The 13,898-nt window shown below is 63.5% G+C and carries 12 protein-coding genes; 6 read left to right on the top strand and 6 right to left on the bottom strand.

Features of this window, described 5'->3' with window-relative positions:
- Window positions 1–10 precede the first annotated feature (10 nt).
- Both RBA41_RS23810 and RBA41_RS23815 read left to right on the top strand, forming a co-directional pair.
- Window positions 11–1,081: an NAD-dependent epimerase/dehydratase family protein gene (locus RBA41_RS23810; RefSeq protein ID WP_306626718.1), complete on the top strand. Its 1,071-nt coding sequence runs from the start codon at window positions 11–13 to the stop codon at window positions 1,079–1,081.
- Window positions 1,078–1,647: an SRPBCC family protein gene (locus RBA41_RS23815; protein WP_306626719.1), complete on the top strand. Its 570-nt coding sequence runs from the start codon at window positions 1,078–1,080 to the stop codon at window positions 1,645–1,647. Before RBA41_RS23810 ends, RBA41_RS23815 begins: the two co-directional genes overlap by 4 nt.
- Here the strand turns inward: RBA41_RS23815 and RBA41_RS23820 are convergent.
- Window positions 1,639–2,925, bottom strand: coding sequence for a hypothetical protein (locus tag RBA41_RS23820; protein WP_306626720.1), 1,287 nt, complete (start codon window positions 2,923–2,925; stop codon window positions 1,639–1,641). The genes RBA41_RS23815 and RBA41_RS23820 overlap by 9 nt on opposite strands.
- Window positions 2,926–2,980: 55 nt before the next feature.
- On the opposite strand from RBA41_RS23820, the gene RBA41_RS23825 reads away from it, so the two are divergent.
- Complete coding sequence (locus tag RBA41_RS23825; RefSeq protein WP_306626721.1) at window positions 2,981–3,535, top strand: phosphatase PAP2 family protein; 555 nt, start codon at window positions 2,981–2,983, stop codon at window positions 3,533–3,535.
- A gap of 18 nt (window positions 3,536–3,553) precedes the next feature.
- Here RBA41_RS23825 and RBA41_RS23830 read toward each other — a convergent pair whose 3' ends face one another.
- From RBA41_RS23830 to RBA41_RS23845, 4 genes are all read right to left on the bottom strand, one after another.
- Window positions 3,554–5,128 carry a hybrid sensor histidine kinase/response regulator gene (locus tag RBA41_RS23830; RefSeq protein ID WP_306626722.1) on the bottom strand — a complete coding sequence of 525 codons (1,575 nt, stop codon included), beginning with the start codon at window positions 5,126–5,128 and terminating at the stop codon, window positions 3,554–3,556.
- A 5-nt stretch (window positions 5,129–5,133) separates the two neighbouring features.
- Window positions 5,134–5,937, bottom strand: a complete 804-nt coding sequence (locus RBA41_RS23835) for an alpha/beta fold hydrolase (protein ID WP_306626723.1) — start codon at window positions 5,935–5,937, stop codon at window positions 5,134–5,136.
- A 227-nt stretch (window positions 5,938–6,164) separates the two neighbouring features.
- Window positions 6,165–7,448 carry an McrC family protein gene (locus RBA41_RS23840; RefSeq protein WP_306626724.1) on the bottom strand — a complete coding sequence of 428 codons (1,284 nt, stop codon included), beginning with the start codon at window positions 7,446–7,448 and terminating at the stop codon, window positions 6,165–6,167.
- A complete protein-coding gene (locus RBA41_RS23845) occupies window positions 7,445–9,364 on the bottom strand; it encodes an McrB family protein (protein WP_306626725.1) in 1,920 nt (639 codons plus the stop codon). Before RBA41_RS23845 ends, RBA41_RS23840 begins: the two co-directional genes overlap by 4 nt.
- 196 nt (window positions 9,365–9,560) lie before the next feature.
- Here RBA41_RS23845 and RBA41_RS23850 point away from each other — a divergent pair, with 196 nt between their 5' ends.
- Window positions 9,561–9,833 carry a hypothetical protein gene (locus tag RBA41_RS23850; RefSeq protein WP_306626726.1) on the top strand — a complete coding sequence of 91 codons (273 nt, stop codon included), beginning with the start codon at window positions 9,561–9,563 and terminating at the stop codon, window positions 9,831–9,833.
- A 37-nt stretch (window positions 9,834–9,870) separates the two neighbouring features.
- Here the strand turns inward: RBA41_RS23850 and RBA41_RS23855 are convergent, their stop codons facing one another.
- Window positions 9,871–12,624, bottom strand: a complete 2,754-nt coding sequence (locus RBA41_RS23855; RefSeq protein WP_306626727.1) for a TonB-dependent receptor — start codon at window positions 12,622–12,624, stop codon at window positions 9,871–9,873.
- A gap of 499 nt (window positions 12,625–13,123) precedes the next feature.
- Between RBA41_RS23855 and RBA41_RS23860 the strand changes: the two genes are divergently transcribed.
- Both RBA41_RS23860 and RBA41_RS23865 read left to right on the top strand, forming a co-directional pair.
- Window positions 13,124–13,432 carry a YbjQ family protein gene (locus tag RBA41_RS23860; protein WP_208640152.1) on the top strand — a complete coding sequence of 103 codons (309 nt, stop codon included), beginning with the start codon at window positions 13,124–13,126 and terminating at the stop codon, window positions 13,430–13,432.
- A gap of 19 nt (window positions 13,433–13,451) precedes the next feature.
- Window positions 13,452–13,892, top strand: coding sequence for a YbjQ family protein (locus RBA41_RS23865; RefSeq protein WP_306626728.1), 441 nt, complete (start codon window positions 13,452–13,454; stop codon window positions 13,890–13,892).
- Window positions 13,893–13,898: the final 6 nt, after the last annotated feature.

The raw sequence follows: 13,898 nt of genomic DNA on the forward strand, positions 1-13,898 counted from the left end.
GGGAGGGCATATGCGCGCACTGGTGACGGGAGCGAACGGCCTGATCGGCGCTAATCTGTGCCGCGAACTGCTGCTGCGCGAGTGCGCGGTGCGCGCCATGACCCGCATCGGCAGCGACAGGCGCGCCTTGCACGGCCTGGCCGTGGAACACGTCGAGGGCGACATTTTCGATACGCCCGCCAGCCTGGCGGCCTTGTGCGCCGGCTGCGACGTGGTCTTTCACGCGGCGGCGCGCTTCGCCTACAGCGGCATCAGCGCGGCAGAACTCGACCGTACGGCCCTGACCGGTACCAGCAACATGATCGAAGCCGCCGCGCTGGCCGGGGTGGGGCGCGTGGTGATCACCTCGTCGTCCGTCGTGTTCGGTTCGTCGACGGCGCCACTGGTACGCGACGAGCGCGGCGGCCCGGATGACGGGTTTGTGGAGCCGCCCTACATCCAGTCGAAAATCAAACAGGACCGGCTGGCCATCGCCCTTGGCCGCGAACGCGGTGTCGACATTCTGCTGGCCTGTCCGACCATGTCGGTCGGCCCGCACGCGACCGTGCTGGGGCCGTCGAACGGCGTCATCGTGGCCTACCTCAACGATCCGCTGCGCCTGACCTATCCGGGCGGCTGCAACATCGTGTCGGTGCGCGATGTGGCGCACGGCCACTGGCTGATCGCCACGCGCGGCACGCCGGGCGAAAGCTACATCCTCGGATCCGAAAACCTGGAATGGAATGCGATCCATGCCGCCATTGCCGCCCTGTGCGGCGTCGACAGTCCGCGCCTGGAAGTCAATCACACGGCGGCCTATCTGGCGGCGTCGTACGAGGAAGTGCGTGCCCGCCTGCAAGGGCGCGCCCCGCTGACCAGCCGCGAGCAGGCGCGCATGATCGGCCGCTATTACTGGTATGCGCACGCGAAGATCGCGCAGCTCGGCTACGCACCCATGCCGGCCCGCGCCGCGCTGGCCGAAGCATGCGCCTGGCTGGCGGCCAGCCCGCACATCAGCCGCGAAGTGCGCACCTCGATGACCCTGGCCGACGACGCGCACCGTGCACGCGCCGGCATGCCATCCACCCAGGAGCTGCAATGACACCTTTTCATAGCTTTACCATGGTCAAGCGTCCGGTCGACCAGATCTGGCTGGTGATGCGCGATCATCTGGCCGAGCTGGCAGTCCAGCTGGACGATCTCGATTCCATCGTGCAGCTCGAACGCAGCACCGGCAGCGATGGCCGCCTGCTGCTGGTGAACCGCTGGCAAGCCCGGCAAACCATTCCGGCGATGCTGCGCGGTGCGCTGGGGGGCGAGCTCATTTCCTGGGTCGACCGGGCGCAATGGGACGACGCCGCGCACGTCTGCGAATGGGCGATCACGCCGTCGGTGCTGCCCGAGCACATCGCATGCCGCGGCAGCACGCGCTACGAGCCGGCCATGGCGGGACGCGGCACCCGCGTGACCTTCGACGGCAGCTTCACGCTCAAGCCGGGATTTTTGAACCGCCTGCCGGCCGCGTTCGAACCGGCGATTCTGAGCCTGGTCGAAAACATCGTCTCGACCCTGATCCCTCGCAATTTGTCCAAGGCCATCAATGCCGCCGCCGGGTTCAGCGGTGCGCCAGCGCCGGGCCAGGCCCTGGCGCCGCCGGCGTCACCCTAGCAGCCAGGCGTGGTGAAAGCCCAGGCGCGGATCGGCCAGCGGCGACATCCACGAAAAATACGTCTGCAGCGGGGGCATCTCAACGCGCAGGCGCAAGGTTCCGGTAGGGTAGTCGTAGATCGTGATGTGGTTCAGTCCGCGGTTGGCGGTAAACAGCAGCGACTGGCCGGCCGACAACTGGCAGCCATAAATGGAATCGAGCAAGGACTTGCGGGACACTTGCAGCGCACCCAGGAAGTGCTGGCTGTTTGAAAAGAAATTGCCACGCGTGAAAACGTCAGCGACCTGGGACCCCACCTCGCGCGCCCGGTTCAGCTGCGCCGCGGCGTCCGGGCGTTCGTCGACCAGCTGGCGGTAGCTGGCGAAGGTGGCCAGGTCAATGGCGATCACGTTCTGGCTACCGCCGTTGCAGAAAATCAGCTCGCTATCGGACAGGCAGACATCGGAATTGATGTGCGCCGGGATCTCGCGCCCGGCCGCCCAGTGGCGCAGCACCTGGCCGCTGGCCGCATCGATTTCAAAGGCATATTCTTTCAGAAAGGCCATGGCCCACTCGTGATAATCGACATGATCCTGCGGCAGCACCCGGAACGAGACGCCGTAGAACCGGTCCTCGGCCGGATGCGCGGCCACGTGCCAGCAGGTGGCCGGCAGATCGACCACGCGCACCGTCATCGATTCGAGGTCCAGGATGGCGACGTGGCAGGCTTCGCCACGGCGGCCGTCGTGCGGGCTGTCCATCGAGCCGTACACGATGTAGCGGCCCGATGCGCTGCGCTTCATGCCGTGCGGCAGCTTGAGCTTGTGCGCGCACAGGCGTTCGCCGTGCTCCAGCGCATCGACGGAAAAGCGGTAGAAGTGGGCGCCGATGACGGTGATGAATTCCTTGTCCGACATCCATACCAGATGGGTCGATCCCTGCAGCGAGGAGGGCGGACATTCGTAGCGCAGGGTCGACACGCGCCCGATCTCGTCGAGCGTGTGGGCGTCGTAGAACAGCAGGTGCTGGCCGGCGTTGCCCAGGAAACCGATGGTGCCGGACGGGTTGACCGACACCGCGTGACCGGCGGCGATGCCGTCGTAGTAACGAATCTTGTACGCGTAGCCTTGCGACACTTCGTCGAACAGAAACAGGCACACGCCGGCCATGCCTTCCAGGCCGTTGGCGCCGTTACCGTCCAGGGCGATGTGGAAGCGCTGGCTGTAGACCCGGCTGGCGGGATCGGATGAGGCGTTCCCGGGAGCGTCTGGCAGTTCCATTTCTTTGTGAGGATGCATCAAAATGTCTCTTCCTTTTCGTCGACCTAAGCAATCGCAAACTTCGGAAACAATCGTGCTGGAGCCTGCCAGCCGCTGGCGCTGCACCCTGGTGCGGGCAGGGCGGCTGGAGTTAATTATTGTACAACGCATCGCGCCGGTTGCGCGCTACCGCATCGTCCGCTTTACAACGAACATCATCAATCTGCTAGGTAACGGGTGGGTGTATGCGCCGCTGGCCGCCGCCATTTTCTTCTCGCAGATCCGCAATCCGGTCGCTGTGCTGCAGGCGGCGCTGCTGTCCACCCTGATCGGACACCTGTTTTACCGGACGCTCAAGCGCAGCGTGGCGCGCCTGCGTCCGTTCGACCGGGACCCGACGCTGCAATCGCTCACCAAGGTGCTGGACAAGTATTCCTTCCCGAGCGGGCACTGCATGACCCTGACCACCGCGCTGGTGCCGATTGCCCATGCGGCGCCCGCCACCATCCCCATCGCCGCCGGCGCGCTGGCGCTGCTGGCGGTGTGCCGCCTGATCGCTGCGCATCACTATCCCAGCGACGTGCTGGCCGGTATCGGCCTGGGAGCGGCGATTGCGATGCCGGTGTCCGCCTGGCTGATGCCGGCTTGAACTGCGCCAGCGCGGATGTCACCCCGGCGCCACGCCGGCCAGCAGGTGCTGCAATGTCGCGAACTCGACCGGCTTGGCCAGATGATGATCGAAGCCGGCGGCCAGGGCAGCGTCGATATCGGCTGGCTGCCCCCAGCCGGTCAGGGCGATCAGGACCGGTTGCCTGGCCAGCGGCATCGCGCGAATCCGCCGTGCCAGCTCGTAGCCATTAATATCGGGAAGGCCGATATCCATGATGCAGGCCTGTGCTTCATGCTCCCGCAGGCAGGCGGTGGCGTCCTCCCCGCAAAAAGCGACGGCGGTCGGATAGCCGCTCAGGTCGAGCATGGCCTGGAGCATCTGCGCGGCGTCGCGGTTGTCGTCCACCAGCAGTACCCGCAGCGGCGCGCCGGCGCGCGGCGCCGTCTGCGCGTGCGGCGTGGCCGCCGCCTGCTGCACGAGCGGCAGGCGGACCGTGAACGTGCTGCCTTGTCCCGGCCCCTCGCTGGCGGCGCCGATGGTGCCGCCATGCAGCTCGACCAAGCCCTTGACCAGCGCCAGGCCGATGCCCAGGCCGCCGTGCGCGCGCTGCAGCGCGGGTTCCAGTTGCGAGAACATCTCGAACACGCTTTCCAGCGCCTCGCGCGGGATGCCGATGCCGCTGTCGCTGATCGAGATGACGGCAGCGCCACCTTCATCGCGCATGTCCAGCGCAATGCGTCCGCCCGCCGGCGTGTATTTGCAGGCGTTGGTCAGGAGGTTGACCAGCATCTGCGTCAGCCTGGTCGGGTCGCCCTGCGCCGTGAGCGGCTGCGCCGGCAAGGTGACGCTCAGCGTATGGCCGGCGGCCGCGATCTGGGCCTGCATGTCGCCCACGGCGCCCTGGATGATGGCGGCCAGGCAGACCGGTTCGGTGCGCAGGACCAGCTTGCCCTGGCTGATGCGCGACACTTCCATCAGGTCGTCGACCAGATGGGACATCTGGCGCAGCTGGCGGTCGAACATGTCCACGATGCGCCGCTGCGGCGCGTGGTCCGGCAACTGCATCTTGAGCAAGTCGACGCCGCTGCGCATCGGGGCCAGCGGGTTCCTCAGCTCATGCGCCAGGGTCGCCAGGAATTCATCCTTGCGGCGGTCGGCCAGCGACAATTGTTCGTTGGCCTGGCGCAGCCTGGCTTCGGCCCCCGTTTGCGCCGCCAGTGCGGTTTCGGCGGCGCTGCGCGCGCGCAGCAGTTCACGCTCGTACGCGCGGCGGTCGTTGGCAATGAAGACCGCCACCTGATCGACCAAGCCGTCGCCCGAGCGGCGCCTGGCGATATTGAGCAGGGCGGGAACCCGGCTGCGGTCCTTGCGGACCAGGTCGACCTGGACCTCGCTTACCGATCCCTGCAGTTGCAGCAGCGGCGCGCAGTGCGTCTGGTGAAACAGGCGGCCACCGACACTGAGCAAGTCCTGCAGGCGCATGCCGGCCGTCATTTCGGCGTCGGTGAACCCGAGCCAGGCCGCCAGCGTCTGGTTGGTGCGCAGGATGTTGCCGGCAACGTCAGTGAGCATCAGCCCGCAGGCCGCCTGGGCAAAGGCTTCCTCCGGCGAGGGGAGGGTGCGCTCACGCATCGGCGTCAGGCCAGCGCCCTGGCCAGGAACGCCGTGATCGCATGCGTACTGGCGCTGGGCGCGCTCATGTGCGGGCAATGCCCGATATTGTCGATCAGCGACAGCACGCTCGACGGCAGGGTGCGGTGCATGTACTCGCCCACGGCCACGGGCGCGATGATGTCGTCGGTACACTGGAGAATCAGCGCCGGCGTGGACGACTTCGGCAAATCCGCGCGGTGGTCGGACAGGAAGGTGACGCGCGCGAAATGGGCGGCGATATCCGGGTCGTTGCGGCAGAAGCTGTTGGTCAGTTCCTCGCTCAGTTCGGGCTGGTCGGGCGCGCCCATGATGGCCGGGGCCATATTGCTCGACCAGCCGAGATAGTTGTCCTGCAAGGTCTGGAGCAGATCGTCGATATCCTCGCGTGAAAAGCCGCCGATGTAGTCGCCATCGTTGATGTACGAGGGCGATGGACTGACCATGACCTGGGCGGCGAACAGTTCGGGCGCCTTGATGGTGGCAAGCACGCCGACCATGGCCGCGACCGAATGACCGACGAACACGACCGGGCCGGAACCGAACTCGGTAACGATCTCGATCAGGTCGTCGGCGTAGCCGTGCAAGGTGTTGTACTTGGTGCGGTCGTAAGCGGCCGGGTCGGATGCGCCGCTGCCGACGGAGTCGAATGACACGATGCGGTACTGCTCTACAAACGAGGGCACGAGGAAGCGCCACATGGATTGGTCGCAGCCGAAGCCGTGGGCGAACACCAGCGTCACCGGGCCGCGCCCGCACACCTTGACGTTGTTGCGGCTTTGAATGCGCATGCCGGATCTTCCATAAATAAGCGGTGCGGCAGGGTGGGAAACCGCGGACGATTATTATAGCAATCTACCTCGCGCACGAGAGGAGATTGCGTGAACAAGGTGAAGCGACAAGGTGGGATCGTGCCGCCGGCGGGCATGCGGGCGGTAGTTGCGGCGCAAGTGCCCCCATCAGGTGGCGCCTCACGCGAGCCGCGGCCGCAGCGGTGACGACGCGGAGCGCCAACCGGCTAAAGCAGCGCCATCAAGCCATCGCATACGTCGCTTTGCATGTCATAGGGCAGCACCGAGAGCGTGAGGCCGCCGCCAAGATCGAATGGTGTTAACGGCGCATCGAACCTGGTCCATTTTGGATAGATCAAGGCCATCGGGCCTTTTCCGCCAAGGTAACGTTGGCCGTATGCATACAGTTGATACATGTCCGGCTGGTTGATCCCGGACTTCGGATCCGTGCTGCCATTGCGGTAGGTGATTTCCTGATCGATCAGCTTCCACTTCGTATCGAGGATGCACGCAAGCTGCTTGTCCGAGTAAATGCCCATGTCCGGCTTGAGCAGAAATACGAGCGGCGACAGCGACAGGTGGTGGTCCCGCAACTGGGTTCTCAACAGCAAATTCCGGGATGCCAGCTGGGCCCGCAGCATATGCGCTACATATTTTTCAAACAGTTGCTCCATCGGGAAAAGCAGCGATATGCCGGCATGCTGGTCCTTGATCGCAAAAGGACTTTGCATGTTCAGGATGAGCCGGATCCACGGCAGCACAGGCTGGTAGTGAATCATGTCCCTGCCGGTACGCCAGCGGTGGAAATCGCCGGCATGATCGCTTGAGACCGGGACCCGGTCGAACGCGTCACGCAGTTCGCGCGCCAGCCGTTGATGGCATTCCGACGTGTTCCATCCGAGGATTTGCCGGAGTGCCGCATGCAGTAACCGGTTTTCCGCGCGGTTTTCGGAAAAAATGTCGTACTCGATCTGGAACATGTGCCCTCTGCCGGGCGCTTGACGTAGCTGGCACGTGAGGTTCAGGCGGCCGCGCAAGAATGGTTCTTCCGACGCAATGCGTTCGTAATCCTTGTGTATGCCACGTCGCACCAGTGCGGCGCAATGGTGAAGAAAAATGGAGATCAGCGCCTCCGGCAATCGCTGCTCGCGCAGCATCAGCTGCGCGTCCGTACTTTCCAGGTAGGTCAGGTTCTCTGTCCGGCACAGCATTTTCCAGAGCAGTTGGCGGGTGTCCTTGACGTCTTGCTCGTACTCGCTGGTCTTGGGCAGGATTTCGATCTGGGTACCGTCGGGCGTTGTGATCACGCCGACGAAATTGAGCACACGTAAAGCCTTGCGGCCTTTGAACGCGGCTGTCTCGATGAAGCGATTCTTCTTCTCGTTGGAAAATGCCAGATTTTCGAGAAAAGCCCACGCGGCCGAACTTGCGATGCCGCCCACCTCCAGCCCGTGACCGGCGGCTTCTCCCTGGATCAGCAGTCCGAATTCGCGGATGCAGATCGCGTTCATTGGTAAATACGGCGGTAGGTCTGTGGGTCAAGCAAAGCGGCCGCGTCCCGGCGGTAGACCTTGTTCTTGGCCTCGAATCCCAGATGAACGCTCGTCTTGATGGTATAGATCGTCGCCTTGCCCAGCACATTGGCGATCTTTTCCCAGTCTTCAAAAAAGTACTCTTCCAGCAGCGGCAGGATCTTGTTGTTGAATATGCGGGCGAGATCGCCGACCTTGGAATTGGCATCGAGCCGCATGAAAAACGCATGGCCGATCGTATGTTCACGGTCATAGAGTTGTTCGATACGGTCGTTCATTGCACGCAGCATGGCTTTCAGGTCGACGCCACTGACGTTCGAGGATAACTGGTCCGGGTCCGGCATCATTTCGGTGAAGTCGAAACGGCGGCGCAGCGCGGTATCGATCGTGGCCAGCGAGCGGTCGGCGGTATTCATGGTGCCGATCAGGTACAAATTGTCTGGCACGGAAAAGCTGTCGTTGGAGTACGGGAGAATGACCTCCGCCTGCTCGCTGCCGCCGGCGCGCTTGGTGTCCTCGATCAGCGTGATCAGCTCGCCGAACACGCGCGAGGTATTGCCGCGATTGATTTCATCGATGATCAGCACATAAGGCAGGCCGGCGCCGAAGTCGGAAGCATCGGCCTCGCGCACGCGTGCCTTTTTCTCTTTGTAGTCGATATTCGCCTCGGGCGCGAGCTCTTCGCGTGCGGCTTTCAAGTCCGGCAGATGCTCCTCTTTGTATTTGAGCAAAGCCTTCAGGACTGCCCAGTAGGCTGTCGTGTTGGCGCCGCCAATCTCGGTGATGATGTCCTTGTTCTTGAGCGTGTCCATCGCGCTCAGGGAAGGATATTTTTTGTAGAGTTTGCTGAGCCGTTCACGCCCCGCCGGATGTCTTTTTTCACTGGCCCCATGCGAGACGTACAAGGTGTCTTCGGAAGAGGTCGGTTTGAAGGATAGTTTTTTTCCGGTTGCCGACGTCATCGATACGTCGGGATTGTCTTCAATCCAAGCCATGAACGCGGAAAAAAGATCGCCGAAATTGATCTCTCCCGGCGCTTGCATGCCGGACGGCTGTCCACGTAATTTGCTGTACATGGCGGCGATCGCCATCTGTTTGAAAATACCGTCCTTGATCTCATAGCGAAGCTGCCCGTCTGCCGCCTCGGCGCGAATGCCTTCAATGAAGTCCTCATAGCTGAAGCTTTGGTGAAAGGTGATGAAGGCGATGCGTCCTTCGCGCCGCAATGCGTCGAAACGGATCTTTTGTTCCTGATACTGCGCGTCAGTTTCAGGCGCCGGCGTGCCGTCGATGATCCGCACCGCATGGGTAACGGTGTGAAAGGTTTTTCCGGTTCCGGGCGGACCATACAGGATGCTGTTCAGCGGCGCGCTATCTGCCCGGACGGAGGCGGCCTGCTTGCCCGATGTGTTCAGTTCCATCAAATCGAGGTCGAATGCGGGCTTGAGTATGGTCGCCGCGAACTGCGTCAGCTGGTCGTCCGGCACCACCGCCACAGTGGTATTTGCCATGGGCTTCCATCCGTCTCCGCCGTGGATATGGGACGACGGGTAAGGGGTAGCCGAGATATTCCTGATGACTTCGATAGGCCGCGCCCACCATCCGGACAGGGTCGGCAATTGTGGAGATACCGGTTCCGCTTGCGATGTCGTGAAACGGCCGAACAGCACAATGTTCTGATTGCGGACCAGATACAGATAGTCGCCTTGCCGAATGCCGGCGAATTTCTGTCCCTGGCCTTTCCCTTCCTTGTCGTCCGGCGCATAACCGATCGCCACGTAATGGTTCTCCATCAGCCACGCGTGATCGCGGTTCGCCAGAACCGCGGCTTTTCCATGAGAGATTTTCCAGAATCGGGACGCCTGGGTTGCGGCTGCAGCGTTCACATCGCTCATTAAATTCACTTCCATCAATATTAAGATTGATGAAAGTGTAGCTGAATAATATGTCCACGTGGAAATATTTGTTGATGGGGAAGGAGTCTGGCCACGAACAGGCTGGCGAAGGGGGGGCGTTTGAATCATGCTGCTTCTGTTCGTGTGGAGCGTCGCACGGGTGCCGTATGATAACGGTATTTTCAAGGACCGTTCCATGACAGAAGAAGACCAGACTCCACCTTCCCGGCGCCGCGTGCCCACCAGCGTCCTGCTCGCTGGCCTGACTATGCTGCCGGCCCTGCTGGTCGCGTTCGGCGGCGCGCTCAGCGCCGCCGGCGGCTATGTGTGCGGCGTGATGATTGCCGCGCTGTCGCGCAAGTACGGCGACCCGTTCGACGCCAGCCTGGCGCCGGAAATCGGCGCCGCCATCGGCGTGGTGTTTTTCGTGTGCGCCTTCATTTATCAGTACCTGACGAGAAAACGCTGAGGCGGCGCGCCGGAAGCAGCGGCGCCGCCTCGCGCTCCTAGCGGAACGCGTAATTCACGCTCGCATACAAGCGCCGGCCGCGCGGGTCGGTGTAGGTCGGATCGTAGCCGGAAATGAAGAAGTTGGCCTGGTTCGAGTAAGGCGGCGCCTTGTCGAACATGTTCTGCACGCCGGCGCGCAGTTTCAGGTTCTTGTTCCATCCGTAGGACAGCGACATGTCCCACAGCGAGTACGCTTTCACGCGGTTGGGCGCGACCACGCTGCCGTCGTCGATGTTGATGGCCGAGTTCTGGTCGTCGTAGGATGCCGAAAACGTATTCGACAAGGTCGCCGACAGCGGGCCCTGTTCCCAGTCCATGCTGACCGTGTGGCGCCAGCGCTGCACCACGCCGTCGGTAACGAACTTGCCCAGGTTGCTGATGTAGGCGTCGCCCGGGCTGGTCTGGATGCTCGAATCGAGCACGTAGGTGCCGTTCAGGCGCGCGCCGAAGCGGCCCATGCCGGTGTTGACGCTGCGCAGGTTGACCACCAGATCGAGGCCGCTGGCCAGCTGGGCGCCGCGGTTTTCCTTGTGCAGCTCGATGTAGTCGATGTCGCCATCTTCATCGCGGTGCACCAGGTTGCCGTATTTGCCCAGGTTGCCGAGGATGATGTCGTCGCCGATCTCGCTGATCAGATCGGTGCGCTTGATCTTCCAGTAGTCCAGGCTGGCATTCCAGTGCTTGCCCGGTTCGACCACCAGGCCGGCCGAGAACTGGCGGCTGCTTTCCGGTTTCAGGTTCACATTGCTGTAGCGCCGCGTATCCCAGGCGTCGGCGCAGTCGGCGTAATTGTTCTCGACGGTGGCGCAGTAGACCGGGTCGGGCAGGATGGCGGTGAGGCCGTAAACGGTCGGGCGGTACAGGTCGGACATCGATGGGGCGCGGAAGCCCTTGCCGGCCGAGGCACGCACCGTGAGCGCCTTGTTCGGGGTGTAGGCCATGCCGATTTTCGGACTCAGGGCGCCGCCGACCTGCTGGTAGCGGTCGTAGCGGGCCGAGAGCTGGCCCTGCCATTCCCTGGTGAACGGCGCCAGCAGTTCGCCGAACACGGCGACCACCTTGCGCTGGTCGCTGGTCGCTCTGCCGCCTTCGGGCGCGTCGTCGTTATTGATGTTGTCGCTCATCAGCAATGCCGATGGACGGAAATCGGTGCGTTCGCGGCGCGCTTCGGCGCCCACCGCCACGCCCAGGTCGCCGCCGGCCATGGTCATGAGCGAGCGCGAGGCCTTGAAGTCGAGCGAATCCATGGTGCCGCGCGCGCGCCGCACCACATCGTTGACCTGGATGCTATTGAGTAGCGCCACGCCTTCGGCGCTGGACGGGCCGAACGGATTGATCCTGCCGTCGGCGATGCCGGCCATCAGCTGGTCGCGCAGTACGTAGCCGTGCGTGTCCCTGTCCTTGACCGTGTTCACGCTGTGGTTGTAGCCAGCGTCGTAATCCCAGCCGGCCGCCACGCCGGAAACGCCGACCACGTAGCGCTGGCTTTCGCTGGTCAGCTCACTGGTGCGCATGCCGGCTTCGTTCAGGCGCATGCGCAGCTGGATTTCGCCGGGCGTGTCGTCATCGAGCTGGTCCAGGCCGGTATTGGCCAGGGCCGCAATCTTGCGGTAATCGATGTAGCCGATCACGCGCGCCGACGAGCCGACGTAGTTGGTGCGCGAGCGGCTCAGCGCCACTTCGGCATACGCCTGGGTATCGGCGCCGAGCTTGATCACACCGCGGCTGAGCAGGTTCTGCTTGGTCGACTTCGGATACAGCTCGGTGTCGCCCATGTAGTCGTAGGTGCAGGCATCGACGCCGCCGGTGCCATCGGGCAGGTACAGATTGGCCGGCGGCGCGCAGGCCGGGATCGACAGGTTGATCTGGCGGTTGGTGATCGGCCGGCCGTTGAGCAGGAAGCCGGTTTCCTGCAGGTGGTCGCGCTGGGCCGGGGTCAGGCGGATATTCGCCGGGCTGGTAAAGCTCGACAGCAGATGGCCGAGCCGCTGCGGGATCCGCAGCTCGCTCACGAACTTGCGCTGCGACGTGTTGAGGCGCTCGGTGCCCTGTACGTCGAGCACGGCGAAGACGTTGTAGCCATCCTTTTCCAGCTCGCCCGTGCCCAGGCTCAGGGTGGCGGCGCGCTTGCCGGCGCCGCCTTCCCTGGTGCCGAGCGCATAGGCGTTCGCTTCCACCCCGCGGAAATCCTTGCGCGTGATGAAGTTGATCACGCCGCCGACCGCGTCGGTGCCGTACAGGGCCGAGGCACCGTCGAGCAGCACCTCGACGCGCTGGATGGCGGCCGCCGGGATGTTGTTCAGGTCGACGCCGGTATCGTCGCCGGGCGAGGCGAAGTTGGCCATGCGGCGGCCGTTGAGCAGCACCAGGGTGGACGAGGTGCCGATGCCGCGCAGGTTGGCGCTGTTGAAGCCGCGCTGGTCGCCGCCCACGTTGATGCTGGCGCCGTCGGTCAGGCCGCCCACGTTCGACGAGATGCGCGCCATCAGTTCGGCGGCGGTGGTCACGCCGGCTTTTTCAATCTCTTCGCGCGTGACGATCTGCACCGGCAGCGGGGTGTCGGTCTCGATGCGCTTGATGGCCGAACCGGTGATCTCCACCTTCGGCATCGGCGCCTCGGGCATCTGGGCCGAGGCGGCGCCATGGGCCAGCAGGCCGGCGGCGGCGCCCGCGTGGAGCGCCAGCCGGACGGCGCGCGTCAGGCGCGAAACGGGGAGGGGATGACAATACTGGCGATAGGGCTTGCGCATGCTGGAGGCTCCGTGGGGATAAGGGGATTGCGGTGCAGGCGGGCGGACGGCGTCCGGCCCCTGCGTCAACGCTGCGGCGGCCATTGCGGCGGCAACTGCACGGCGCGGGGCGTCTGGGCAGGCCCGGCTGGCAGGTCGTCTGGGTAAATAATGGATGCTGTTTTCCCTGTCTGACGCGAAGTGAGTATTTAACAAGTTTTCCACTTTACGCACAACGTGGCAAAAGCTCAATAGTTTCCTGTGCCCGCTGGCGGCGCCATGGCCCGGGCGCGTGGCGGCGGGGCGCGGCTGGCGCAGGGGAGAACAGGCGCCAGCCCAGCAACGGCAGTGCATGTGGTTCGCATAGTCGTATCCGCCCCGGATGCGGAAACGCGCTCGTTAGCTCATCGATACTGTTGTGTTTTTGCCCGGGCCGACTGTGCGGAAAAGCTTTGGGATTGGCAAGTTTGCAACTATAATTGACCTCCATCCAAAGTAGCAAGAAAGTAAATTTATGTTAATGACGAACATCGAAACCATCCCGGGCAAGTCCATCATCACTTGCCACGGCGTTGTGTCGGGCAGCACGGTACGGGCCAAGCACGTGGGGCGCGACATCATGGCTGGGCTGAAAAATATCGTCGGTGGCGAGCTCAAGGGTTACACCGAGCTGCTCAACGAATCGCGCGACAGCGCGATCGAACGCATGCAGGCGCAGGCCACCCAGATGGGCGCGAATGCCATCGTCAATGTGCGCTTTTCGACCTCGTCCGTTGCTGCGGGCGCCGCGGAAATCTATGTGTACGGCACCGCCGTCACCGTGGGCTGAGACGATGCAAGAATTTGCCATGATGGGAATATGGCTGGGCCTGATTGTGCTTGGTTACTTCTGTGGCCGTGCCGCCGAAGCCAAGCACTACCGCTCCATCCACGCCCGCGAAAAAACCTGGCTGCATCTGCCGTCGACCTCGCTCAAGACCCTGCTCGATCCGGCCCGTCCGGTCGAACGCAGCGAGCTGGTGTATGGCAACATGGTCGTCTCGATCGATTACTTCAAGCAGGCCGTGGCCGGCTTGCGCTCGCTCATCGGCGGCGCGGTCAAGTCGCACGAAACGCTGATCGACCGTGCCCGCCGCGAAGCGGTGCTGCGCCTGAAGGAAAGCTGCCCCGACGCGCACGAGATCGTCAACCTGCGGCTGGAAACGATGTCGATTTCCGGCAAGATGCCGGGCAGCGTGACCTCGGTGGAAGTGCTGGCCTACGGCACCGCCATCTATTTCGCCAAGTAAGAAAGC

The sequence above is a fragment of the Massilia scottii genome (assembly GCF_030846495.1).
GTDB lineage: Bacteria > Pseudomonadota > Gammaproteobacteria > Burkholderiales > Burkholderiaceae_D > Telluria_A > Telluria_A violaceinigra.